The 25511-nt window shown below is 69.9% G+C and carries 14 protein-coding genes; 10 read left to right on the top strand and 4 right to left on the bottom strand.

Going from position 1 to position 25511, the window contains the following annotated elements; genetic code table 11:
• Positions 1 to 9: 9 nt before the first annotated feature.
• Positions 10 to 531, bottom strand: coding sequence for a DUF2505 domain-containing protein (locus ABW16_RS13175; RefSeq protein ID WP_047319634.1), 522 nt, complete (start codon positions 529 to 531; stop codon positions 10 to 12).
• Between ABW16_RS13175 and ABW16_RS13180 the strand changes: the two genes are divergently transcribed.
• Both ABW16_RS13180 and ABW16_RS13185 read left to right on the top strand, forming a co-directional pair.
• Positions 519 to 1625, top strand: a complete 1107-nt coding sequence (locus ABW16_RS13180) for a UDP-N-acetylmuramate dehydrogenase (RefSeq protein WP_047319635.1) — start codon at positions 519 to 521, stop codon at positions 1623 to 1625. The two genes, ABW16_RS13175 and ABW16_RS13180, sit on opposite strands and share 13 nt — an antisense overlap.
• A 10-nt stretch (positions 1626 to 1635) precedes the next feature.
• A complete protein-coding gene (locus ABW16_RS13185; RefSeq protein ID WP_047319636.1) occupies positions 1636 to 2991 on the top strand; it encodes a L,D-transpeptidase in 1356 nt (451 codons plus the stop codon).
• Here ABW16_RS13185 and ABW16_RS13190 read toward each other — a convergent pair.
• Positions 2969 to 3748 carry an SDR family oxidoreductase gene (locus ABW16_RS13190; protein ID WP_047319637.1) on the bottom strand — a complete coding sequence of 260 codons (780 nt, stop codon included), beginning with the start codon at positions 3746 to 3748 and terminating at the stop codon, positions 2969 to 2971. The genes ABW16_RS13185 and ABW16_RS13190 overlap by 23 nt on opposite strands.
• 206 nt (positions 3749 to 3954) lie before the next feature.
• On the opposite strand from ABW16_RS13190, the gene ABW16_RS13195 reads away from it, so the two are divergent.
• The 3 genes from ABW16_RS13195 to ABW16_RS13205 all read left to right on the top strand — a co-directional run bounded on the left by ABW16_RS13195 (position 3955) and on the right by ABW16_RS13205 (position 7247).
• On the top strand, positions 3955 to 5238 hold the full coding sequence (locus tag ABW16_RS13195) for an ROK family protein (RefSeq protein WP_047319638.1): 1284 nt from the start codon (positions 3955 to 3957) through the stop codon (positions 5236 to 5238).
• 22 nt (positions 5239 to 5260) lie between these two features.
• A complete protein-coding gene (gene mshA, locus ABW16_RS13200) occupies positions 5261 to 6607 on the top strand; it encodes a D-inositol-3-phosphate glycosyltransferase (RefSeq protein WP_200900659.1) in 1347 nt (448 codons plus the stop codon).
• 130 nt (positions 6608 to 6737) lie between these two features.
• A complete protein-coding gene (locus ABW16_RS13205; protein WP_047319639.1) occupies positions 6738 to 7247 on the top strand; it encodes a type III secretion system chaperone family protein in 510 nt (169 codons plus the stop codon).
• Positions 7248 to 7250: 3 nt separating this feature from the next.
• Here ABW16_RS13205 and ABW16_RS13210 read toward each other — a convergent pair whose 3' ends face one another.
• Together ABW16_RS13210 and ABW16_RS13215 are read right to left on the bottom strand one after the other, a co-directional pair.
• Positions 7251 to 8651 carry a wax ester/triacylglycerol synthase family O-acyltransferase gene (locus tag ABW16_RS13210; protein WP_047319640.1) on the bottom strand — a complete coding sequence of 467 codons (1401 nt, stop codon included), beginning with the start codon at positions 8649 to 8651 and terminating at the stop codon, positions 7251 to 7253.
• Between the two features lie 26 nt (positions 8652 to 8677).
• Positions 8678 to 9901, bottom strand: a complete 1224-nt coding sequence (locus ABW16_RS13215) for an alpha/beta hydrolase family protein (protein WP_047319641.1) — start codon at positions 9899 to 9901, stop codon at positions 8678 to 8680.
• A 99-nt stretch (positions 9902 to 10000) separates the two neighbouring features.
• Between ABW16_RS13215 and ABW16_RS13220 the strand changes: the two genes are divergently transcribed.
• From ABW16_RS13220 to ABW16_RS13240, 5 genes are all read left to right on the top strand, one after another.
• Positions 10001 to 10750: a phosphoglyceromutase gene (locus ABW16_RS13220; RefSeq protein WP_047319642.1), complete on the top strand. Its 750-nt coding sequence runs from the start codon at positions 10001 to 10003 to the stop codon at positions 10748 to 10750.
• Positions 10751 to 10880: 130 nt separating this feature from the next.
• Complete coding sequence (locus ABW16_RS13225) at positions 10881 to 12062, top strand: sensor histidine kinase (RefSeq protein ID WP_047319643.1); 1182 nt, start codon at positions 10881 to 10883, stop codon at positions 12060 to 12062.
• Positions 12063 to 12114: 52 nt separating this feature from the next.
• A complete protein-coding gene (gene regX, locus ABW16_RS13230; protein WP_024443448.1) occupies positions 12115 to 12798 on the top strand; it encodes a two-component sensory transduction protein RegX in 684 nt (227 codons plus the stop codon).
• Positions 12799 to 12981: 183 nt separating this feature from the next.
• Positions 12982 to 20106, top strand: a complete 7125-nt coding sequence (locus tag ABW16_RS13235; protein WP_047319644.1) for a type I polyketide synthase — start codon at positions 12982 to 12984, stop codon at positions 20104 to 20106.
• A complete protein-coding gene (locus ABW16_RS13240) occupies positions 20103 to 25508 on the top strand; it encodes a non-ribosomal peptide synthetase (protein ID WP_047319645.1) in 5406 nt (1801 codons plus the stop codon). Before ABW16_RS13235 ends, ABW16_RS13240 begins: the two co-directional genes overlap by 4 nt.
• Positions 25509 to 25511: the final 3 nt, after the last annotated feature.

Here is a 25511-nt window from a genome sequence, read left to right on the forward strand (position 1 = left end):
GGACCCAGCCTATTCCGTCGGTGTTGCGCCGCCCTGCCTCAGCCACGTCGAGGTGAACCGTTGCTCGACACTCATCAGCTCGGCCAACTGCCCGCCGATGAAACTCTCGATTTTGCCGCCCACCAGCGGGATATCGACCTGCACGGTCGCGATCAGCCGCAACTCGCAGCCGCCGGCGGCCGGCGACAGGACCGCATCGCCGGACAGCTTCGCCGGTGCGCCGACGACCTTGCCGGTCACCTGGGCGCGTGCCTTCCCGTCGCGCACCGGATGCCAGGTCTCCTGCCGCGCCACATCCAGGTTGCCGGGATGGAACTGGGCCGCCAGCGCGGGCAACTTCTCCCGGTGAATGCCCTGCCTGATGGCGACGTCGACGCCGCCATCGGGGCCGACGGTCATCGAGTCCAACGCCACGACATCGGCTCCGGATTCGGCCAGCCGGGCCCGCCAGTAGTGCTCGTCGGCGAAGACGGCATACACCTGCTCGACGGTTGCCGAGTAGTGCTCGAAGAGCGTGAATGTACGCGGCATACCTGGTCACGCTACCGTTACCGCCCGTGGCGGGTTCCGAGTTCGCGGGCGCGCGTGTCGCCGAGGCGGTGCCGCTGGCGCCGCTGACCACCCTGCGGGTGGGGCCGGTCGCCCGACGTGTCATCACGTGCACCGACACCGAACAGATCGTGGCAACGCTGGGCGCACTCGACGCGGCCGATGACCGCCCGTTGCTGCTGGCCGGGGGCTCCAACGTGCTGATCGCCGACGACCTCGAGGGCCTGACCGCCGTCGTGCTGGCCAACGACGGCATCACCATCGACGGCCATCTGCTGCGAGCCGAGGCCGGCGCGGTCTGGGACGACGTCGTTGCGCGGGCGGTCGCCGCGAATCTGGGCGGGCTGGAGTGCCTGTCGGGCATCCCCGGCTCGGCCGGCGCCACCCCGGTGCAGAACGTCGGGGCCTACGGTGTGGAGGTCGCCGACCGCCTGACCAGGGTTTTGCTGCTGGATCGGCGTACCGGCGCGGTGCGCTGGACGCCGGCGACCGAGTTGGAGCTCGGCTACCGCACCAGTGTGCTCAAGTGCTCCCCTGAAGATCGGGCGGCGGTGGTGCTGGAGGTCGAATTCGACCTGGATCCGGCCGGGCGCAGCGCGCCGCTGCGGTACGGCGAATTGACCGCCGCGCTGGACGCCGCCGAGGGCGAGTACCGCGCACCGGCAGCGGTTCGCGCCGCGGTGCTCGCGCTACGGGCAGCCAAGGGCATGGTGCTCGATGTGACCGACCACGACACCTGGAGTGTCGGATCATTTTTTACCAATCCTGTTGTTTCGCAAGAGGTATACCGCATTCTGGCTGACCGGGAGAACGGCGCGGTGCCGCACTGGGACACCCCCGGTGGCGTGAAATTGGCGGCCGGCTGGCTGGTGGAGCGGTCCGGTTTCGGCAAGGGTTATCCCGGGCCGGATGCGCCGGCGCGGTTATCCACCAAACATGCCCTGGCGCTGACCAACCGGGGGAGCGCGACCTCCGCCGACATCGTGAGCCTGGCACGCGTCGTGCGCGACGGGGTGCACGACGCGTTCGGCATCACCTTGCACCCCGAGCCGGTGCTCGTCGGGTGCGCGCTATAGCCCGGGTGTAATCAGCGTCGCAGGTGGTCAGGCGGCTGGGCCGGTATCTTGGAATGCCGTGACCCTGAACCGGCGACGTGCGTTGGCAGCGCTGGCTGCCGGGGCGGTCGCGCCGGCCGCGCTGGCGGGATGTTTCGGCCGGGCCGGCAAGAACGCCGACAACGCGCCACCCTCAGCGCCCGCTCTGACGTTCGAACCCGCCCTGGAAAGCGGCGCGGTGGCCGACGTGCTGCCCACGGCCGCGGTCGGCGTCACGGTCCGCGACGGCTGGTTTCAGCGGGTGGCGCTGACCAACCCGGCCGGCAAGGTGCTCACCGGGACGTTCAACCGGGAGCGCACGCGCTACACCGTCACCGAACCGCTGGGCTACGGCTCGGTCTACACCTGGAGCGGGTCAGTGGTGGGCCACGACGGCCACGCCGTGCCGGTCGCCGGCACCATCACCACGGTCACCCCCACCGCCGTCATCGACGGAGGCTTTCAGCTGGCCGACGGTCAGACGGTGGGGGTCGCGGCGCCGGTGATCCTGCAGTTCGACGGACCGATCGCCGACAAGGCCGCCGTCGAGCGGGCCCTGAGCATCGTCACCGAGCCGCCGGTGGAAGGCAGCTGGGCCTGGCTGCCCGACGAGGTGCAGGGCGCCCGGGTGCACTGGCGCAGCCGCGACTACTTCCCGGCCGGAACCACCGTCCGCGTCGACGCCAAGCTGTACGGCCTGGCGTTGGGCGACGGCGCCTACGGGGCCCAGGACATGTCGCTGGAATTCTCGATCGGGCGGCGCCAGGTGGTGAAGGCCGAAGTCTCCTCGCACCGCATCCAGGTGATCCGCGACGAGGGCGTGATCATGGACTTCCCCTGCAGCTACGGTCAGGCCGACAAGGCGCGCAACATCACTCGCAATGGTGTCCACGTGGTCAGCGAGAAGTACGCGGACTTCTACATGTCCAACCCGGCCGCCGGCTACAGCAACATCCACGAGCGCTGGGCGGTCCGGATCTCCAACAACGGCGAGTTCATCCACGCCAACCCGTCCAGCGCCGGCGCTCAGGGCAACACCAACGTCACCAACGGCTGCATCAACTTGTCGACGGAGGATGCCGAGCAGTACTTCTACAGCGCGATCTACGGCGACCCGGTCGAGGTGACCGGCAGCTCGATCGAGCTGTCCTACGCCGACGGGGATATCTGGGACTGGGCGGTGGACTGGGACACCTGGGTCTCGATGTCGGCGTTGTCGAGTACTGAACCGTCGCGGACCTCACTGCCCAGCGTCGCGCCGGCCACCCCGACCGATGCGCCGACGCTGTCGGGCACGCCCACCACGACGACGACTACGACTACCGCTAGTCCTGCTCCCGGCGGTTAGCCCGGGTCGCCGATGCCTGGTCGCGCGGGCGGATGACGATCTGATCGAGGTCGACGTGCGGCGGCCGGGAAGCCACGAACCCGATCACCTCGGCGATGTCGGCCGCGGTCAGCGGGGTCAGACCGGAATAGACCGCGTCGGCCCGCTCGCGGTCGCCGTCGAAGCGCACCAGCGAGAACTCGGTGTCCACCATGCCGGGAGCGATTTCGGTGAGCCGCACCGGCTTTCCCAGCAGCTCCCCGCGCAGCGTGCGGTGCAGCGCGCTCTGGGCGTGTTTGGCCGAGGTGTAGCCGGCGCCGCCGTCGTAGATCTCAAACGCCGCGATCGAGGTCACCGTGACCACCAGGCCGTCGCCGGACGCGACGAGCTTCGGCAGCAGCGCGCGCGTCACGTGCAGCGTGCCCAGCACGTTGGTCTCCCACATCCAGCGCCAGTGCTCGAGGTCGGCCTGCTCCACCGAGGCCAGGCCCTTGGCCCCGCCGGCATTGTTGACCAGCACATTGACCGAACCCGAGAGCGAGTCGCAGACCTGTTCGCACACCTGGGCCAGTGCGGCCACCGCGGCCGGGTCAGTGACGTCGGTCACTACGGCGGTGCCGCCGATCTCATCGGCCAGCGCGGCGAGCCGATCGGCGCGACGCGCCACGGCGATCACATGAAAGCCCTGTGCGGCAAGAGTTCTCGCGGTCGCCTCGCCGATACCCGAGCTGGCGCCGGTGACTACGGCAATGCGCTGGTCGCGCGCAGAAGTCGTCATCGCCCCAACCTTAGTGATCGTGATAGATTCTCAGCTATGTCTCGCAGTGCCCGCTTTCTGACAGCGGTCTGTCTGGTCGCCCACGGCGCGTGTTGTCGCGCATGTTGCTGCGCCTGACCTGCTGCGAGTAGCGCTCCTTAGGAGAGTCCGCCGGGTCGCAGGCGTAAACGGCCCCTTCGGATTTTTCTCCAGACTAAGGACATCGCGTGCGTACTACCTCTCTCACCGCTCACCTCGCCAGCCACCGGAACGGGCGGCCCCGCTCCCACCCGCGCGTGGTAGCCCCGGCCCTGCAGCTGGCCGACAGCGCCGGCGCCGAGGTCTTCGCGGCGGTTCGTCAACACGGCCCGGTCGCCCGGGAGGCCATCGCCGGCGCCACCTCGCTGAGCGTCGCCACCGTCAACCGCCAGGTCAGCGCGCTGCTGGAAGCCGGATTGCTGCTGGAGCGCGCCGACCTGGCCACGTCCGGGGCGATCGGGCGGCCGCGTCGGCCGGTGGTGGTCAACCACGAACCGTTCCTCACCCTGGGCCTGCACATCGGGGCCAAGACCACCAGCATCGTGGCCACCGACCTGCTCGGCCGCACCCTCGACGTCGTCGAGACCCCGACCCCGAACAACGGGGCCACGCCGGCGCTGGCGTCGCTGGCCGCCAGCGCCAGCCGGTACCTGACCCGCTGGCAGAAGCGCCGGCCGCTGTGGGTCGGGGTCGCCATCGGTGGTGCGGTGGACGGGGCCACCGGCCACGTCGACCACCCGCGACTGGGCTGGACCGCCGCGCCGGTCGGGCCGGTGCTGGCCGAGGAGCTGGGCCTGCCCGTATCGGTGGCCTCGCATGTGGACGCGATGGCCGGGGCGGAACTGCTGTTCGGTGTGCGGCGGCCGACGGCCAACAGCACCACCAGCCTCTACGTCTACGCCCGGGAAACGGTCGGCTACGCGCTGGTGATCGGCGGACGGGTGCACAGCCCGACCAGCGGTCCTGGCACCATCGCCGGCCTGCCGGTGTACTCGGAGCTGCTCGGGGGCACCGGACATCTCGAATCCACCGTCAGCGATGAGGCGGTGCTGGCCGCGGCTCGTCGGCTGCGGCTGCTGCCGGAGGGCAACGGCGCCGTGTCGGCGGCGGTGACCACTCTGGTGCGCGAGGCGCGCGGCGGTGACGAGCGAGCCGCAGCACTGCTGACCGAGCGGGCCCGTGCTCTGGGCGAAGCCGTAGCGCTGCTGCGCGACGTCCTCAACCCCGATGACCTGGTGGTCGGTGGCCAGGGTTTCACCGAATACCCGGAGGGCATGGCCGAGGTCGAGCGGGCCTTCACGCAGCGTTCGGTGCTGTCGGCGCGCAGCATCCGCGTCACCGCGTTCGGCAACCGGGTTCAGGAGGCCGGCGCCGGCACGGTGTCACTGGGCGGGCTCTACGCCGACCCGGTCGGGGCGATGCGCCGGTCCCGCGGTCCGGTCGCCCGCGTGGTCCCGGAAGTGTCCGCCTGACCGAACCTGTAAGGATGGCGGGGTGGGCTACGACGTTGGAGGGGTTGGGAGCGTCAGATCCGATGTGCACCGAGTAGCGCTGCTGTCGGTACACACGTCGCCGCTGGCCCAGCCCGGCACCGGCGATGCCGGTGGCATGAACGTCTACGTCCTGCAGAGCGCGCTGCATTTGGCGCGCCGCGGGGTGTCGGTGGAAGTGTTCACCCGCGCCACGTCGTCGGTCGACCCGCCGGTGCAGCACGTGGCGCCCGGCGTGCTGGTGCGCAACGTGGTGGCCGGGCCGTTCGAAGGTTTGGACAAGAACGACCTGCCCACGCAGCTGTGCGCGTTCGCCGCCGGGGTGCTGCGCGCCGAGGCCGCCCACGAGCCCGGTTACTACGACGTCGTGCATTCGCACTACTGGCTGTCCGGGCAGGTCGGCTGGCTGGCCGCGGACCGGTGGGCGGTGCCGCTGGTGCACACCGCGCACACCCTGGCCGGGGTGAAGAACGCCGCCCTGGCCGCCGGGGACGCCCCGGAACCGCCGCTGCGCACGGTCGGCGAGCAGCAGGTCGTCGATGCCGCGGACCGGCTGATCGTCAATACCGACGATGAAGCCCAGCAACTCGTCGACCTGCATGAGGCGGACCCGCGCCGGATCGACGTGGCGCATCCGGGCGTCGACCTGGAGGTGTTCCGGCCCGGCGACAAGCGGGCGGCCCGGGCGGCGTTGGGGTTGTCGGTAGGCGAACCGATCGTGGCGTTCGTCGGCCGCATCCAGCCGCTCAAGGCGCCCGACATCCTGCTGCGGGCGGCCGCGAAACTGCCCGGGGTGCGTGTGGTGGTGGCCGGCGGGCCGTCGGGCAGCAGCGGGCTGGCGGAACCGGGCGGCCTGGTTCGGCTTGCCGCCGAACTGGGTATCAGTGACCGGGTGACCTTCCTGCCGCCGCAGTCTCGCGAGGATCTGGCGATGCTGTTCCAAGCCGCCGACCTGGTGGCCGTGCCGAGCTACTCCGAGTCGTTCGGGCTGGTGGCCCTGGAGGCCCAGGCGTGCGGGACGCCGGTGGTGGCCGCGGCCGTCGGTGGGCTGCCGGTGGCGGTGCGCGACGGCGTCACCGGGCGTCTGGTCGACGGGCACGGGATCGAGGCGTGGACGACCGCCCTCGATGAGCTGCTGCGGCTCGGTTCCGGGCCCCGGGGATGGGCGATGCGCAGGGCCGCCGTCAGCCATGCGGCGCGGTTTTCCTGGGAGCGCACCGTCGACGCCCAATTGGCCAGCTACACGCACGCGATCGAAGACTTCGCCGCGGCCCGGGGCGGGCGGATGCGGGTGCTCGGATCGGCGCGCCGGCCTCGCCGGTGGCCGACGCGGCGCGGGGCGCGCGCATGAGCAGGATGGCGACACGGCGCGTCCCGTCGGCGCCGAGTGTGCGGTTTGCGAGGCCTGCCCCGGTGTGTTGCCGAGTAAACCGCACACTCGACGCACATCGGGGGCACGCGCGCAGGAGGCAGTGGTGGGGATGAACCGCAGCGACGTCCAGGAGCTCATCGAAAGCACCCTGCAGGCGGCTGAGCTGACCTACTCGCCGACCCCGGGCTCACACGGCGGGCTGCCCGGGCTGATCGTGGAACTGCCCGGCGAGCGCAAACTCAAGACCAACACCATCCTCAGTGTCGGAGAGCACTCGGTGCGCGTCGAGGCGTTCGTCTGCCGTCAGCCCGACGAGAACCACGCCGGGGTCTACCGGTACCTGCTCCAGCGCAACCGCCGGCTGTACGGGGTGGCCTACACCCTGGACAACGTCGGCGACATCTACCTCGTCGGTCGCATGGCGCTGACTTCGGTGACGCCCGAGGAGATCGACCGGGTGCTCGGACAGGTGCTCGAAGCCGTCGACTTCGACTTCAATACGTTGCTGGAGTTGGGATTTGCCACCTCGATCCAGAAGGAATGGGAGTGGCGGGTATCCACCGGACAGTCGCTGAAGAACCTGCGGGCGTTCGAGCATTTGATCCCGCCGAGCAGCTGACCCTCACCCGTCGGGCAGCACCGCCGACTCCAGCTCGCGCAGGCAGCGCTCGGTCCTCGGCACCAGCGTTGCGATATCGGGCATCACCTCGCCGTCGCCGACATAGCCGATGCCGATGCGGTCGGCATACGAGCACAACGTGACATTGAGCGTCTGGCCGTCGAAAACGGTCGACACCGGATAGATCTCTTCGACATGTGCACCGTTCCAATACATTTCATCGCGCGGCCCGGGCACGCTGGATATCGGAAGGTTGTATCCGGTTCGTATCCGCGGACTCACCGGCGCAACCGCCTGGAAGATGGTCGAGGCGATGCTGGGCACCAGCAGCGACAGCGATGCCCCCGACCCGTACCGGGCGACATAGCGTTTGCCTTCACGCATGGACCGGTGCACCCGCCGGAGTCGTTGCACCGGGTCGGCAACGTCGGTGCCGATCGGGCACAGCCATGCGCCGAAACGGTTTCCGGAGTCATCGGAGGTGGCGTTGGGGGCGCGCACGGTGATGGGGCAGAACGCCACCAGCGATTGCCCCGGCAGGCTGCCATGATCGGTCAGCCAGCTGCGCAGCACCCCACCGACGACGGCGGTGGTGACGTCGTTGGCCGTGGTGCCGGTGGCCTGCTGCACCGCCCGGATGCGGCTCTTGGCCCAGCTGCCGGCGACGACGCCGCGTTTGGGTCCCAGCCGCCGGTTGAAGGGCGTGAACGGCGCGCCGACCGCCGGGATGGTGGTGCGGCCGGTGAGTGTCGCGAGCACGGCGCGTGCCGGGCTTTCGACGAGGTGCTCGAGCATCGTGATGCCGGAGGCGGCGGCGCCGGCCAGGCGTCGCAGCGGTGCGATCAGATCCGATCCGGAATCAGCGGTCGGCGGGGCCGTCCGGCTGTGCTGTGCGGCGTAGAACGGTGACATGCCGCGCCGATCAGGATCGGGGCTCAGCCCGTCACTGATCATCCGTAACCCCGCAACGCCGTCCACGATGGTGTGATGGACCTTGGCGTAGAAGGCGATTCTGCCGTCGGCGAGCCCGTCGATCAGGACGGCCGTCCACAGCGGCCGCGACCGGTCCAGTCGCTCGGCGTGCAGTTCGCCGATGAGCCGCCACAGTTCCTCACGGCCGCTGCCGGCCGGCAGGGTCCGTCGGGTGAGGTGGTGCTCCAGGTCGAGGTCGTGTTCATCCCGCCAGACCCACATGCCGCCGGTGCGCGGGCTCCGGTGCGGAACCCGGCGGAGGCGGTGGTCGACGGCGCCGGTGTGGGTCAGTGCCTGGCGGTAGAGCTGGTCGGCGAACCGTTCGCCCGCATCTTCCGGCGGCGCGAGGATCAGCACCGCGCCGATGTTGATCGGGTGGAACAACGAGTCCCCGGTGATCATCGCTGCGTCAAGGACGCTCATCCCGTTCATGTATCACCTCGCGTCGTCGGCCCCCGTCAGTCGAGCAGCCCGGACTGCACGATGGCCGCCTCGACGAACCGCTGAACCGGTCGAGCTTCGAAGAATCCGGTGTGCCCGCCGCGGTACCAGACGATCTCCGGCTTGCCCCAGTGCTCCCACAGCCGGACCACCTGCTCGCGTGGGTGCACCACCCGGTCGGCGATGCCGGCGTAGATGAAACGGCCGCGCATCGGGACCCGGGGCTGCAGCGACAGCGGCGACGTCATCCGGCCGAGCGGCTCGGCCAGCACGACCGTCTGCCGGCGCGGGTCGGTGCGGCTCAGACCGGAGTGCCGGCCCAGCAACTGGACCACGTCGGCCACCGGCACCCCCAGGATGGCGCAGGTCAGATCGTCCTCCAGGCTGGCAACCAAAGCGGCGATGTAGCCGCCCATCGAGATGCTGTTCAGCCCGATCGGCGACTCCGGCTCCTGCGCGCGGATCCAGCTCAGCAGGCGTCGGACATCCCAGACTCCCTGGGCGCCGGCGTGCACGTTGTCCAGGGCGTCCTCGCCGGGGAAGGCCGCCCCCTTGGGCAGGCCACGTGCCCGCGGCCCGTGCATGGGCAGCACCGGCAGCACGATGTTCAGGCCGAATTTCTCATGCAGGTGGCGCGCCCGAAACAGCCACAGGTCCAGCCCGGCACGGCCCATCTCGGCGCCGTGCACACCCACCAGCCACGGTCGGGGCTCGTGATGCCGCAGCAGAATCGCGTAGGCGCGGTCGTTGCCGGTGTAACTGCGCCACCGCTGCGCGCCGGGCTCCCCCGGCAGCGGTGCGTATCCGCTCTCCCAGCGGATCCGGTCATGGGATCGCCGACGGCCTTCCCGGGGCAGCAGGGTGACCTCGGTCAGCGGCGGCGGTGCGGCGAAGAACTTCTCCGGTTCGTCGAGAAAGCCGCGCGAACCGTAGAAGTCGATCGCCTCGGAGACCTCGGCGTTGATGCGTTCGAAGACGTCCATGCCGCCGATCGGACGGCGTCCCCGCAGTCCGAGCAGGACGACTTCGTCGCGGAAGGCCTGGGTGGCCAACGCGAGGGTCGGCCGGGCGACGGGCAGGTCCTCTTCGTGGCGCTCGTCGAGGTAGTCGCGCCACATCCGTGCGTAGTACCGGCCGGTGCGCCGAAACGGCCGGGTCACCGTCCCCAACGGGGCGGTGACGGGCGACCGCCCGGCGGGCCCACTGCGCTCCCGGGCGGGGTCGCTGGGTTCTACTGCCATACCTTGACGCTATCGACGCGATCACGCGCCAGGCAGGGCCGTTGGTCCTGGCCGTGGTGAGCCAAAGGCACCCGAACCTCCCGTGAGACACTGACGCCCATGTCTGACACTGCCACCCTGATACTGCTGCGTCACGGCGAGAGCGAATGGAACGCCAGCAACCAGTTCACCGGTTGGATGGACGTCAACCTGACCGACAAGGGCCGTGCCGAGGCGGTCCGCGCCGGCTCGCTACTGGTCGAACACGGCCTGCTTCCCGATGTGGTCTACACCTCGCTGCTGCGCCGGGCGATCACCACCGCGAACCTGGCGCTGGACGCCGCCGACCGGCACTGGATCCCGGTGCACCGCACCTGGCGGCTCAACGAGCGCCACTACGGCGCGCTGCAGGGCCTGGACAAGGCGGCCACCAAGGCGCGCTACGGCGACGAGCAGTTCATGACGTGGCGGCGCAGCTACGACACCCCGCCCCCGCCCATCGAGGCCGGCAGCCGGTACAGCCAGGACACCGATCCCCGCTACGCCGATATCGGCGGCGGGCCGCTCACCGAGTGCCTGGCAGACGTGGTGGCGCGCTTCCTGCCCTACTTCACCGACGTCGTCATCCCGGACCTGCGGTGCGGCAAGACGGTGCTGATCGCGGCGCACGGCAACTCGTTGCGGGCGCTGGTGAAGTACCTCGACCAGATGTCGGACGAGGACGTGGTCGGGCTGAACATCCCGACGGGCATCCCGCTGCGTTACGACCTGGACGCCGACCTGCGTCCGAAGGTGGCCGGTGGCGTCTATCTGGACCCGGAGGCGGCCGCCGCCGGGGCCGCGGCGGTGGCGAGCCAGGGCGCCAAATAGCGGTTTGAGGCCCGCCCAGTGTGAATACCGGGTGGAGCACGGGTGAAATCTTCGGGTTGAATTCACATTCGGCGCACGTCATGGTCGAACGCTGGTCAGCTCACGGTGCCAGACTGCGTACGATTTTGCCGTGGCTGCGACCTCGGCGCTGACGCTTGCTGCAGCGTCGGCGGTTCTTGCGCTCGCGGCGGGCGTGGCGGCCGGTATTTGGCTGTCGCCGCGGCTGGCCGAGCGGCGTCGCAAGGCAGCCACCGAACGGTCCGGGATCACCGTCGCGGAGATGCTGCAGCAGATCGTCTCGCACGCCTCGCTGGGAATCGCGGTTGTCGACTCCCACCGCGACGTCGTCTACCTCAATGACCGAGCCACCGAGCTGGGACTGGTGCACGGCCGGTTGATCGACGACGAGGCCTGGGCGGCCGCGCAGCGTGCGCTGGCCGGCGAGGAAGAAGTCGTCTTCGACTTGACGGTGGCCAAGCGGGCTCCCGGGGCCACCCGGTCGGATCTGTCGGCGGTGCGCGGTTACGCCCGGTTGTTGTCGGAAGAGGATCGCCGGTTCGCGGTGGTGATCGTCGACGACCAGTCCGAGCAGGCCCGCATGGAGGCCAGCCGACGCGACTTCGTGGCCAACGTCAGCCACGAACTCAAAACCCCGGTGGGGGCGATGGGGCTGCTCGCCGAAGCGCTGCTGGCCTCGGCCGACGACCCCGAGGCGGTACGGCCGTTCGCCGAGCGGGTGCTGGTGGAGGCCAACCGGCTGGCCAGCATGATCGGTGAGCTGATCGAGCTGTCCCGGCTGCAGGGCGCCGACCCGTTGCCGGACCTGGGCGTCGTCGACGTCGACGCGGTGGTCAACGAGGCGATCTCCCGACACAAGGTGGCCGCCGACAACGCCGAGATCACCATCACCACCGACGCCCCGAGCGGGCTGCGCGTACTCGGCGACGAACCGCTCCTGGTCACCGCGCTGGCCAACCTGGTGTCCAATGCGATCGCCTACTCACCGCACGGTTCGCCGGTGTCGATCAGCCGGCGTCGCCGGGACGGTTTCGTCGAGATCGCCGTGACCGACCGTGGCATCGGCATTGCGCCCAAGGACCAGCAGCGCGTTTTCGAACGGTTCTTCCGCAGCGACAAGGCCCGCTCGCGGGCCACCGGGGGCACCGGGCTGGGGTTGGCGATCGTCAAACACGTGGCGGCCAACCACAACGGCACCATCACGTTGTGGAGCCAGCCGGGGACCGGTTCGACATTTACCTTGGCGATTCCCGCCTACCAGGGCAGTGTGGACCCAGAGAAGGAGGAGCAGTGATCACACCCGCTGTCGATGACGCAGAGGGTAGCTATCGGGAAGGACAGCGTCGATGACACACGTCTTGATCGTCGAGGACGAGGAATCGCTGGCCGACCCGTTGGCATTTCTGCTGCGCAAAGAAGGTTTCGAGGCCACCGTGGTCGGTGACGGCACCGCCGCCCTGGCCGAATTCGACCGGGCCGGCGCCGACATTGTGCTGCTGGATCTGATGCTGCCGGGGATGTCGGGCACCGACGTCTGCAAACAACTGCGCGCGCGTTCCAGCGTGCCGGTGATTATGGTCACTGCCCGCGACAGCGAGATCGACAAGGTCGTCGGCCTGGAATTGGGCGCCGACGACTACGTGACCAAGCCGTATTCGGCCCGGGAGCTGATCGCCCGGATCCGGGCGGTGCTGCGCCGCGGCGGCGACGACGAGGGCGGCGTGGGCGAGGGTGTGCTGGAGTCCGGTCCGGTGCGGATGGACGTCGAACGGCACGTGGTCATGGTGAACGGCGAGCAGATTACCTTGCCGCTCAAGGAGTTCGACCTGCTCGAGTACCTGATGCGCAACACCGGCCGGGTGCTGACCCGCGGCCAGTTGATCGACCGGGTCTGGGGTGCGGATTACGTCGGCGACACCAAGACCTTGGATGTCCACGTCAAACGACTTCGGTCCAAGATCGAGGCCGACCCTGCCAATCCAGTGCACCTGGTTACCGTGCGCGGACTCGGGTACAAGCTGGAGGGTTGACCTCGCGCACTCCCCCCGTAAACCCCTTAGTGGGGTCTCCTAACTTGCTCGGCGGGGTCTTCGTCGCCGAAAATCACGGACTGGACGTCTGACTTCTTAAGGTAGCCTTAATCAAGGTTGCCTACGGAATCCTTGGGCCCCATCTAAAACCCTTCTTCGTCAGTTACACGGGAGACGCGATCGATGAGCGGGCCGGACGACACGGTGCACACCCTGCGCACGCTGGTTGATCTGCTGACGCAGCGTGCTGCGCGGTACGGCGAAAACTTGGCATTCACCTTCTCGCGTGACGGCGATGAGCACGAAACCAGCCAGGTGACCTACGGGGAGCTGGACCGTCGCGCCCGCCAGATCGCCGCTGACCTGCAGAGTCAGGGAGCGGCCGGGGAACGCGTGCTGGTGTTGTGTCCGCCGGGGCTGGACTTCATCGCCAGCTTCTTCGGCTGTCTGTACGCCGGAGCCATCGCGATCCCTGTGCATCCGCCCATGCGCGAACACTTGCTGCCGCGCGTCGAGTCGATCATCGCCGACGTCCAGCCCGGCTACGCGCTCACCACCAGTGAGATCGAGCCCAGGATCAAGCCCGCGATCGACGGCCTGCCCGGCGGCCAGGCGCTGCGCTGGACGATCACTGATAGCGACGCCACGGGCAAGGAGGCGGCCTGGGTGGCGCCGCAGATCGACGGCGAGAGCATCGCGATGCTGCAGTACACCTCTGGGTCGACCAGCGCGCCCAAGGGCGTGGTGCTGACCCACGGCAACCTGGTGCACAACCTGACGACCATCGCCGAGGCCTGGGACGCCAACACCGACATGCCCAACGTGACCGGGGTGTTCTGGCTGCCGCCGTACCACGACATGGGTCTGATCGGGGGACTGCTCGAGACGCTGTACGTCGCCGGACATTCGGTCCTGATGCCGCCGACGGCGTTCATCAAGCGGCCGATGCGGTGGCTGGAGGCGATCTCGCGGCACCGCGCCTTTATCACCGCGGCACCGAACTTCGCCTTCGACCTGTGCGTCGAGCTGAGCACCCCGCAGGAGCGCGCCGCGCTGGACCTGTCCAACTGGTCGGTGGCGCTGTGCGGTGCCGAGCCGGTGCGCACCGCCACCCTGGACGGGTTCGCCGAACTGTTCGCCCCGTCCGGCTTCCGGGCCGAGGCGTTCTACCCGGTGTACGGATTGGCCGAGGGCACCCTGCTGGTGTCCGGCGGATCGGACCTGCCGGTGCCGATGGTGCAGCACATCGACCGGGTGGCGCTGGGCGACAACCGGGTGGTCGACGTCGCCGCCGACGACCCCAACGTGGCGACCATGGTGGGCTGCGGCAAGCCCCGCGGCGGCCAGCGGGTGATCATCGTCGACCCCGAGACCCGTCTGGAGTGCGCCGGAGACCAGGTCGGCGAGATCTGGGTCGCCGGAGGCAGCGTCGCGCACGGCTACTGGGGAGCACCGGAACTGTCCGCGGAGACGTTCGCCGCGACGCTGGCCGACACCGGCGAGGGGCCGTTCCTGCGCACCGGTGACCTGGGATTCCTGCATTCCGGGGAGTTGTTCGTCACTGGCCGTCGCAAAGACCTGATCATCATCCGCGGCACCAACCATTACCCCAATGACATCGAGCTGACCGTTCAGAACACCAACCCGGCGCTGCTGCGCGGCCGCGGTGCGGTGTTCTCGATCGCCCCGGAACCCGGCGCGGCCGAACAACTGGTCGTGGTCCAGGAAGTGGACCCCAGCCGCGTGGCCGGGGAGCAGGCCGACGAGGCCATGCAGGTCATCCGCACCGCGGTCACCGAGAACCACTCGGTCCGCACCCACGCCGTGGTGCTGGTCCAGCCGTTGCAGCTGCCCACCACTTCCAGCGGCAAGATCCAGCGCAGCGCGTGTAAGCAGCAGTACCTCGACGGCGAGCTGCCGGTGGTGGCGCAGTGGCCGTCGGCGACCGCCGCGGCGCAGCCGCAGGCCCCGGCCGAGCCGGCTCGAGCGGCGGAGCAGACCGAGCCGGGCGCCCGCAGCGCGTCCGAGATCAGCGCCTGGCTCATCGAGCGGTTGGCCCAAGACCTCGAGCTGCCGATCGCCGAGATCGACCCGGCCAAGCCGTTCGCGTTCTACGGGCTGGACTCCATCCACGCGGTCCGGCTCTCCAGCGCTCTCGAGAAGTGGCTGGGCTGCGAGCTGGCCCCCACCATCGCCTACGAATACCCGTCGATCGACATCCTCTCGGCGCATCTGGCCCGGGTCGCCAAGGATGCTCCGGCGGCTCCGGGTGCTGAAGCCGCCGCCGAGCGCGCCGATCGGCCCGCGGCCGACGAGCCGATCGCGATCGTCGGCATCGGCTGCCGTTTCCCGGGTGCCGATGGTCCCGAGGGTTTCTGGCGGCTGCTGTCGGGTGGGGTGGACGCCACCAGCGACGTCCCGGCCGACCGGTGGGACGTCGACGCCTTCTACAACCCCGACCCGTCGGTTCCGGGCACCGCGGTCACTCGCCGCGGCGGCTTCCTGGGCCAGGTCGACCAGTTCGACTTTCAGTTCTTCGGGATCTCGCCGCGTGAGTCGGCGCAGATGGACCCGCAGCAGCGACTGCTGCTCGAGGTCGCGTGGGAGGCGCTGGAAGACGCCGGCCAGGTACCGGATGAGCTGGCCGGCACCCGCACCGGTGTGTTCGTCGGCATCTCCACCAACGACTACGGCTTCCTGCGGCTGGGCCAGCCGCAGCTCGTCGACGCCTACACCGGCACCGGCAATGCGCTGAGCATCGCCGCCAACCGGCTGTCCTACACGTTCGACTTCCACGGGCCGAGCATGTCGATCGACACCGCCTGTTCGTCCTCGCTGGTGGCCGTCGACATGGCCTGCCGCAGCCTGCGTGACGGCGAGTGCTCGATGGCGCTGGCCGCCGGGGTGAACGTGATCCTGTCGCCGGCGCTGGCGATCAACTTCAGCAAGGCCCGGGTGATGGCGCCCGACGGCCGCTGCAAGACCTTCGACGCCGACGCCGACGGTTACGTCCGCGGTGAGGGCGCCGGGGTGGTCGTGCTCAAGCCGCTGAGTAAGGCGCTGGAGGACAACGACCCGGTCTACGCGGTGATCCGCGGCAGCGCCACCAACTCCGACGGTCGCACCAACGGCCTGATCGCCCCCAGCGGGCGAGCCCAGGAACGCGTCGTCTCCGAGGCGTTCCGCCGGGCGGGTCTGCCGGCCGGCGCGGTCCAGTACGTGGAGGCGCACGGCACCGGCACCTCGATCGGCGACGCCATCGAGGCCAACGCTTTGGGCACCGTGCTGGCCGAAGGCCGTCCGGAGGGCAGTCGCTGCCTGGTCGGCTCGGTCAAGACCAACATCGGCCACCTGGAGGCGGCGGCCGGTATCGCCGGCTTGATCAAGGTGGCGCTGTCGTTGCAGCACCGGGAGATCCCGGCCAGCCTGAACTATCACGAGCCCAACCCGCACATCCTGTTCGACAGCCTGCCGCTGGAGGTGGTCCAGAAGCTGACCCCGTGGCCGGCGAGCAGCCGGGCGGTCGCCGGGGTCAGCTCGTTCGGGTTCGGTGGCACCAACGCCCACGTCGTGCTCACCGAGGCTCCGCAGGCCCGCAGCAGCTACCACGACGACACCGCGGCACCGCGCGCCGAGTTGCTGGCGCTGTCCGCACGATCGCCGGAGGCGCTGACCGCGCTGGTCGGCGAGTACGAGATGGCTTTATTTTCTGGCGGGCTGATGGGCGGCAGCGCGTTGACCGACCTCTGCTACACCGCCGGTGCCCGCCGTGGCCACCACGACTACCGGCTCTCGGTGGTCGGCGACACCCCGGCGGCGATGTTCGAGTCGCTGTCGGCCTACCGTCTGGGCGAGTCGCGGCCGGGATTGTCGGTCGGGCACTGTTCGCCGAGCCGACCCGGCCCGGGCGTGACGTTCGTGTTCTCCGGCCAGGGCTCGCAGTGGCACGGCATGGCGCAGCGACTGCAGGCCGACGAGCCGGTGTTCGCCGATGCCCTGGCCGCCTGCGACAACGCGCTGTTCCCGCATCTGGGGCACTCGATCCTCAAGGTACTGGCCGCCCAGGACGGACCCGAGGACAAATCCAAGCTCAAAGACATCGGCATCCTGCAGCCGACGATCTTCGCGATTCAGGTGGCGCTGGCGGCGCTGTGGCGCTCCTGGGGTGTCGAGCCCGCCGCGGTGGTCGGGCACAGCCTCGGCGAGGCCGCCGCCGCCCACGTCGCGGGCGCGCTGAGCCTCGACGACGCCGCGCGGGTGATCTGCGCCCGTGCCCGGATGCTGCGCGGCGTGCGTGGCCGCGGGGCGATGATGGTCACCGAGACCACCATGGCCGAGGCGCAGGAGCTCATCGCCGGCCACGAACGCGAGGTGGCCGTCGCCGCGAGCAACAGCTACCGGTCGACGGTGCTCGCCGGTGAGCGCAAGGTGCTCGAGCAGCTGATGGAAAAACTGCAGCAGCGGGACCGGTTCTGCCGCTGGATCGGCGTCGACGTCGCCTCGCACAGCCCGCAGATGGAGGCGCTCGGCGCCGGCCTGCGCGGCAGCCTGGTGAAGCTGAAGCCGACCGTGCCGACGGTGCCGATGTACTCGACCGTCACCGGGGAACTGGTGGGCGAGCGGCTGCTGGACGCCGACTACTGGGTGGCGAACCTGTGCTCGCCGGTGCGGTTCTCGCCGGCGCTGCGGCGGCTGCTCGAGACCGGACACGACACGTTCGTCGAACTCAGCCCGCACCCCATCCTGCTGACGGCGGCTCGCGAGGACGCCGAGCATCTGCATCGCAGCGCCACCCTGCTGCCGTCGATGCGCCGCGACGACGGGGTTTTCAGTGGCCGCTCCACCATGCTCGGCTCGCTGGGCACCCTCTACACCCTGGGGCATCGGGTGGCCTGGGAGCAGATCTACCCCGAAGGCAGCCGCTGCGTCCCCGCCCCCACCTATCCCTGGCAGCGGGTGCACTCCTGGCTCAACGCCGGCTCCATCGCCGCGCCGCGGCACTCCGGCGCGGGCGCACCCGGCGGCTGGCGCGGACCGATCCGCTCGGCCGCCCAGCCTGAAACGGTGCTGGCTGAAATCGATGTGACCACCGCGACGCTGTCGGCCGAGCAGCTGGCCGAGTTGGCCCTGGCCGCGGCCGAGGTCGCGTTCGGTCCCGGCACGCGGTCGGTCGCCGAGCTGAGCCTGCGTGACGGTCTGGACCAGGCGCGCACCGTGCAGTTCGCCCTCACCGGAGATGCCTTCGAGTGCTATGGCAGCGCCGGTGCGGACTGGTCGCTGCTGGCCACCGGCACGCTGTCCGCCGAGCAGACTCACGCGCCGACCGTCATCACCGCCCCGGTGGACCCGCGGGACCGTAGCTACCGGATGCGTTGGCAGCCGGCGTCTTTGGCGGCCGAGGGTGAGGGCCGGCCCGCCGAGCCCGGCAGCTGGCTGATCCTGTCCGACGGCCCGGTCGCCGACACCCTGCGGGACCACCTCGAGGCGCAGTCTCAGTCCTGTGTGCTGGTGGAACCGGTCGTCGGGCTCGCCGAGATCGAACGGGTGAGCGCCGACAGTTACCGGATCGACCCGGCCCGGCCGGAACACTTCGCCGAGCTGCTGCGCGCGGCGTTCGGCGGCGACCGGCCGCACTGCCGGGGAGTGGTGCACCTGTGGAACCTGCTGGCCGCGCCGCCGGCTGACACGACCGAAGAGTCGCTGGCGACGGCCACCGACGTCGGATCGCTGAGTGTGGTCCACCTGATCCAGGCGCTGACGCTGGCCGGTTGGCCGGAATCGCCACGGCTGTGGCTGGTGACGCGCGGGGCGCAGCCGGCCGGCCAGGAAGATGGAGCAGACTCGGGCGCGGTGGCGATCGGCCAGGCGCCGGTCTGGGGCCTGGGCCGCTCCATCGACCACGAGTACCCCGAGCTGCACGCCACCGGCGTCGACCTGTCCGCCGACGGAGGCCCCGAAGAACTGCGGGGCCTGTTCAGCGAGATCTGGTCGGACAACCCCGAGACGGACGTGGCCCTGCGCGGCCACCGCCGCTACGTCGCCCGGCTGGAGCCCTATACGGCACCGTCGGCGCCGGCGGGCGAGTTCACGCTGCGTGATGACGCGACCTACCTGGTCGCCGGCGGGCTCGGCGCTGTCGGCGGCAAGGTGGCCGGCTGGCTGGTCGAGCGTGGTGCCCGCCACCTGGTCCTGATGGGCCGCAGCGCGCCCTCGGCGGCGGTGCAGGCGACCCTGGACGGCCTGCGCGCCGCCGGCGCCGAGGTGACCGTCGCCCAAGGCGATGTCACCAAGTCCTCCGACGTGGCCGCGGCACTTGCCACCATCGGTGCGTCGATGCCGCCGCTGCGCGGTGTGGTGCACGCGGCCGGCACCGTCGACGACGCGATCCTGGCCCGCCTGGACGCGGCCAAGCTGCGTTCGGTGATGGCGCCCAAGGTTCAGGGCGCCTGGAACCTGCACACCCTGACCGCCGACGCGGAGCTGGACTTCTTCGTGCTGTTCTCCTCGGCGGCCTCGGTGCTGGGTTCGCCCGGCGCCGCCAACTACGGGGCCGCGAACGCCTTCCTGGACGCGCTGGCCTGGCATCGGCGGGCGGCGGGCCGGCCGGCGTTGAGCGTCAACTTCGGCCCCTGGGCCGGGCTGGGCATGTTCACCAACTCCGAGCTGCACCGGCACTTCTCCCACTACGGCGTGGAAGGGCTGTCGGCGGAGAACTACTTAGCAGCGCTGGCGGCGCTGCTGGCCGACGGCGCAACCGAAGCGATGGTGCTCGACATCGACTGGTCGAGGTGGCGTCCGAGCGCCCAGTCGCCACTGCTGCGTGACCTGCAGGCCACCGTCACCGACGGCCTTGGCGCGTCCGGCAGCGGTCTGTTCGAGGCGGTGCAGGCCGCCGAGCCGCAGGAGCGTCAGCAGCTGTTGGCGACCTACCTGCGTGATCTGGTCGCCGGCAAGCTGGGCCTGGCTCCGGCCAGCCTGGACGTGCATGCACCGCTGAACAGCCTCGGGGTGGACTCGCTGATCACCCTGGAACTTCGCATCCAGGTCGAGCGGGAGCTGGGTATCGTGGTTCCCGTTGCCCGGCTGTTGGACGGGCCGAGCGTCGTCAGTCTGTCCAGCTGGCTCGGCGAGCAGTTGGCTGCCGCGCCGGACCGGGCCGTGGCGGAAGAAGGGGCCGCAGCTCCAGACGTCGCCGAGGCGGCCCCCGCACCGGAGATGGAGCTGCTGGCGCAGGTCACCGAGCTCTCCGACGACGCGGTGGACGCCCTGCTCGCGAAAATGATGGCCGAAGATGGGGGTAGCGCGTGACGGATCGTCCGGACGTGCCCACCGACATCTCCAGCCTGTCGCCGGAGAAAAAGCGTGAGCTGCTCGCCCAGTTGCTGATGGCCAAGGCGCAGGACGCGGCATCCGAACACGAGCTGTCCTACGGGCAGCGCTCGATGTGGTTCATGCACCGGCTCGCACCCGACAGCGCGGCGTACACCGTCGCCTACGCGGGACGCATCGACGGTGGCCTGGATGTGCCGGCCCTGGAGCGGGCCGCGCAGGCGCTGGTGGACCGGCACCCGATGCTGCGGACCACCTACACCGAACGGGACGGCCAGCCGGTCGCCCTGGTCCACGCGCACTGGCCGGTGCGTATCGCCACGCAGCGCATCGGTGCGGACGCGGCGGAACTCGACCAGCGGGTCCAGGCCGAGATCGACCGACCCTTCGACCTGCGGACCGGCCCGGTGCTGCGGCTGACATTACTGGCGCGCCCGGACGACCACGTACTGCTGCTGACGGTGCACCACATCGCGGTCGACTTCTGGTCCATCGACATCATCCTCGACGAGCTGCGTGCGCTCTACGCCGCCGAACACGGCGGGACCCCGCCGGAAGCGACCGCAGACCGCTACGTCGACTACGCCGCGCAGCAGGCCCGGATGCTGGCCGGGCCCGAGGGCGAGCGGCTTTGGGAGTACTGGCACCAGACGCTCGGCGGCGAACTGCCGACCCTGGCGCTGCCCACCGATCGGCCGCGGCCCGCGATCCAGACCTACGACGGTGCGCTGCACCGGTTCAGCATCGACGCCCAGGTCACGGCCGGGCTCAAGCAGGTGGCGCGGACCGTCGGAGCGACGCCCTACATGACGCTGCTGGCGGCCTATGCGGTGCTGCTGCACCGCTACAGCGGCCAGGACGACCTGGTCATCGGTTCGCCGTTCGCCTGCCGCGACCGCGCCGGGCTGATGGGCATGGTCGGCTACGTCACCAACCCGCTGCCGCTGCGCGTCGACGTCGGTGATGACCCGAGCTTCGCTGCGCTGCTGGGTCAGGTCAAAGACACCGTGCTGGGTGCGATCGGCCACCAGGAGTACCCGCTGCCGCTGCTCGTCGAGCGGCTGCGGCCGGTGCGGGACGCCGGGCGCACCCCGCTGTTCCAGGTGTCGTTCGCCTGGCAGCAGGTCCGGTTGTTCGAAGACGGTGCGGAATCGGGCTCGGGCCTGCTGCCGCTGGAGACCCTCTACATCGGTCAGGGCGGCTCGCCGTTCGACATCACCATGCAGGTCGGCGAGCAGGGCCCCGAGCTTCAGGTCGCGCTGCAGTACAACACCGACCTGTTCGACGCCACGACCATCGAGGCCCTTGGGCAGCACTTCACGTTGCTGCTGACCCAGCTGGCCCAGCCCGGGGCGGCCGAGGCCCCGGTCTCGCAGCTGACGCTGCTCACCGACGCCGAGCGCGCCGCGCTGGAGGCCTGGAACGACACTGCGGTCGACTACTCGGCGGCCCCTGCGTCTCTGCACGACATGGTCGCCGCCAGCGCCGCGCGCACGCCGGACGCCGTCGCGGTCAGCTACGACGGCCGGGACATCAGCTACGGCGAACTGGACCGGCGGGCCAACGGCTTGGCACACCGGTTGCGCCAGTTCGGTGTCGGCGCCGGCCCGGGTCCCGCCGTGGTTCCGGTGCTGCTGGAACGCTCCGAGGATCTGGTGATCGCGCTGCTGGGCGTGCTCAAGGCCGGCGGCGTGTTCCTGCCGCTGGATCCCGCCCAGCCCACCGGCCGGATGGAGGCGATGCTCGCCGACGTTCCCGACGCGCCGGTCTGTGTCACGCACCGTGAGCATTTGTCGCACGTGCCAACGGGTTTCACCGGGGCCCGACTGTGTCTGGACCAGCCGTCGACGGCGCCCAGTGAGGAGGACTCGGCTCCCGAGGCTCCCGAGACCGGCACCACTGGGTCTTCCGGGGCCGGCCTGGCCTACCTGATGTACACCTCGGGTTCCACCGGAGCACCGAAGGGCGCGCTGAACAGCCACGCCGGTATCCGCAACCGGCTGTTGTGGATGCAGGACGCCTACCAGCTGACCGCCGAAGACCGGGTGCTGCACAAGACCCCGATCAACTTCGACCCGTTCGTCTGGGAGATCTTCTGGCCGTTGACGGTCGGCGCCCGGGTGGTGATCGCCAAACCCGAGGGCCACAAAGACGCCGCCTACCTGGCGCGCACCATCGTTGAACAGCGCATCACCACAATGCATTTCGTTCCGTCGATGCTGCGCCGATTCCTTGCGGAGCCGGAATCGGTCTCCTGTACCGGCCTGCGCAAGGTGTTCTGCAGCGGTGAAGCGCTCACCGCGGACCTGCGCGACGCCTTCTTCGCTGCGCTGCCCGCCGAGCTGTACAACCTCTATGGCCCGACCGAAGCCGCCATCGACGTCACCCACTTCCATTGTGCGCGCGGGAATTCCGATCCGATCATTCCGATCGGCAAGCCGATCGCCAACATTGCGATTCACCTACTGGACGCCGCGGGCAACCCGGTTCCGGTCGGGGTCCCCGGGGAACTGCACATCGGCGGTGTGGGCGTGGCCCGCGGCTACCTGAACCGGCCCGAGGCCACCGCTGCCGCATTCCTGCCCGACCCGTTCAGTTCCGTTCCGCGTGCACTGCTGTACCGCACCGGCGACCTGGCCCGCTACCGGGCCGACGGCAACATCGAGTACCTGGGCCGTCGCGACGACCAGGTGAAGATCAACGGCTTCCGGATCGAGCTCGGCGAGGTGGAGGCCGCGTTGGCCAAGCATCCTGGCATCGCCGAGAACGCCGTGGTGGCACGCAAGGACGCCGCCGGCAATACGCAGCTGATCGCGCATATCGTGCCGGTCGCGGCGGCTCCCGGCACCGCCGAGCTGCGTCGCTTCCTGCTGGACCTGGTGCCGGCGGCGATGGTTCCCGCGGTGTTCCGCACCGGCGATCTGCTGCCGTTGTCGGCCAGCGGCAAGGTGGATCGCCGGGCACTGCTTGCCCTCGACAAGGATCTCGACGCCGCACCCACAGAATTTGTCGCGCCCCGCGATGCCACCGAAGAGGCACTGGCCCAGATCTGGCGCGACGTGCTCGACCTGGATCGGGTCGGCGTCACCGACGACTTCTTCGCCCTCGGCGGTGCCTCCACCCAGGCGCTGGAAGTTGCGGTGCGCGTGGGCGAGCTCGGGCTGGAACTGCGGCCGGAGTCGCTGTTCGTCTACGGCACCATCGCCGAGCTGGCCGCCGAGTTCGGCCCGATCGGCGGCGCCAAGGCCGAGGAGCCCGCCGAAAAGCCCACGGCGCAGCCCGAGCCTGCGGTGCTCGCGCCCCAACCAGCTCCAGCGCCCAAACCCGTTGCGGCGCCGGTGATCAAACCCGTGCAGAACGGTCCGGCGCGCAACGTCGTGATCGAGAGCCTGGGCGTGTACCTGCCGCCGCGGGCGGTCTCCACCGAGCAGGTGCTGGCCGACTGCGTCAACGAGGTGAAGATCCCGCTGGAGCGCCTCACCGGCATCAAGAGCCGGCGGATGGCCGGCCAGGACGAGTTCTCGATCGACTTGGGCCGCAAGGCGATTGCCGACTGCTTGTCGCGGTCGAGCTACGCGCCCGAAGAGATCGACCTGCTCATCGCGTGCAACATCTCGCGCTGCGACGGCCCCGAGCACATGTTCACCTTCGAGCCCAGTACGGCTTCGCAGCTGCGCGACCAGCTGGGCTTGAGCAACGCGGTCTGCTTCGACATCAACAACGCCTGCGCCGGCATGTTCACCGGCGTCAGTATTGCCCAGGACTTCCTCAAGACCGGCCTGGTGCGCAACGCGCTGGTGTTCAGTGGCGAATACATCAGCCACATCACCGAAACCGCGCAGCAGGAGATCGAGGGTGCGATGGACCCACGGCTGGCCTGCTTGACCGTCGGCGACGCCGGCGCGGCGGCGGTGCTCGAACTCGGGCCCAACGACCGGGTCGGCTTCCACGACCTGGACCTGGCCACCTACAGCGAATTCGCCAAGCTGTGCATCGCCAAGGCCACCGAAGGCCCACACGGCGGTGCCATCATGGTCACCGACTCGGTCACCCAGACCGCGATCGCGGTGAAGCACTCGGTGCCGTATGTGGCGGCGGTCATGCAGCGGCACGGCTGGCGGCCCGAGACCGCCGATCAGCTGCTGATGCACCAGACCTCCGAGGCATCGATCAACGACGCCATCTTGACCATCAACCGGGTCTTCGGTGCCGGCGCCGCCAGCCGGGCCAACACCATCTGCAACCTGGCTGAGCGCGGGAACACCGCCACCACCACGCATTTCGTCGCGCTGTATGACTACATCAACGCGGGACGGATCAACTCCGGTGACAACGTCGTGCTGTCCATCACCGGCTCCGGGCAGACCATCGGCACCGGGCTGTACACGTTCGACGACCTGCCCGACCGGATGCGCCGGGCCGCGAGCGGCCAGACCGGATCCTCCGCCCGCGGAAACCGGTCCGGTGCCCGCCGGGAGCTGCCGGCCACGCCGCGGGTGCGTATCGAGGGCATCGGCATGGCCCCCGAGGGTCAGACGCCGCCCAGCTCGATCCAGTTCGCCATCGACGCCGCCAACGCCTGCCTGGCCGACAGCGGTGTCGAGCGCACCGACGTCGGACTGGTGATTCACGCCGGCATCTACCGCGACGACTTCCTGAGCGAGCCGGCGGTCGCCACCCTGGTTGCCGGAGAGGTCGGGATCAATGCCGAGCCGGAGTCCGCGGACGCCCCCAAGACCTTCGCGTTCGACGTCCTCAACGGGGCGGTCGGCTTCCTCAACGGTTGCCATGTCGCCGCGGGCATGATCGGCGCGGGCCGGACCGGACATGCCATGGTGCTTGCCTCCGAAGTGGAGAACAACACCCCGGAGAGCGGCTACCCGCGCAACGGCATCTCCGAGACCGGGTCGGCGATCATGCTGAGTCCGAGCCACGGGCCAGAAGGCTTCGGCCGCTTCGTCTTCGGCCACCACCCGGAGTACAGGGGCGCGCTGAAGACCTACACCCAGGAGCGCGACGGCCGGATGTGGCTGCGGATCGACCGCGACCCCAACCTGGCGGCGATCTACGTGAGCTGCCTGCCGTCGTCGGTCAAGGAACTGCTGACGCTGGAGGGGCTGGCGCCCGAGGACATCGCTCTCGTTCTCCCGCCGTACCTGCCCGGTGCCGCTCTCGACGAGCTGGCCGCGCACATCGGCGTGGACCGGTCACGGTTCGTCGACCTCGAAGCGCAGGGCTGGACTGCCGACCCGTTCACCTCGGCGCTGCCCTACCAGATCGCCGACGCCCGCCGGCGCGGGTTGGTCAAGCCTGGCGATGTCGCGCTGATCATGGCGGTCGGCTCGGGCGTCGAGGTCGGTTGCACGACCTACCGGTTCTGACCG

This window comes from Mycolicibacter heraklionensis (assembly GCF_001021505.1).
GTDB classification, from domain to species: Bacteria; Actinomycetota; Actinomycetes; order Mycobacteriales; family Mycobacteriaceae; genus Mycobacterium; species Mycobacterium heraklionense.

Coding starts and splice junctions, on each gene's coding strand:
- ABW16_RS13180 (WP_047319635.1), top strand. CDS start 519: ATGTACGCGGCATACCTGGTCACGCTACCGTTACCGCCCGTGGCGGGT.
- ABW16_RS13175 (WP_047319634.1), bottom strand. CDS start 531: ATGCCGCGTACATTCACGCTCTTCGAGCACTACTCGGCAACCGTCGAG.
- ABW16_RS13190 (WP_047319637.1), bottom strand. CDS start 3,748: ATGACGACTTCTGCGCGCGACCAGCGCATTGCCGTAGTCACCGGCGCC.
- ABW16_RS13205 (WP_047319639.1), top strand. CDS start 6,738: ATGAACCGCAGCGACGTCCAGGAGCTCATCGAAAGCACCCTGCAGGCG.
- ABW16_RS13210 (WP_047319640.1), bottom strand. CDS start 8,651: ATGAACGGGATGAGCGTCCTTGACGCAGCGATGATCACCGGGGACTCG.
- ABW16_RS13215 (WP_047319641.1), bottom strand. CDS start 9,901: ATGGCAGTAGAACCCAGCGACCCCGCCCGGGAGCGCAGTGGGCCCGCC.
- ABW16_RS13220 (WP_047319642.1), top strand. CDS start 10,001: ATGTCTGACACTGCCACCCTGATACTGCTGCGTCACGGCGAGAGCGAA.
- regX (WP_024443448.1), top strand. CDS start 12,115: ATGACACACGTCTTGATCGTCGAGGACGAGGAATCGCTGGCCGACCCG.
- ABW16_RS13235 (WP_047319644.1), top strand. CDS start 12,982: ATGAGCGGGCCGGACGACACGGTGCACACCCTGCGCACGCTGGTTGAT.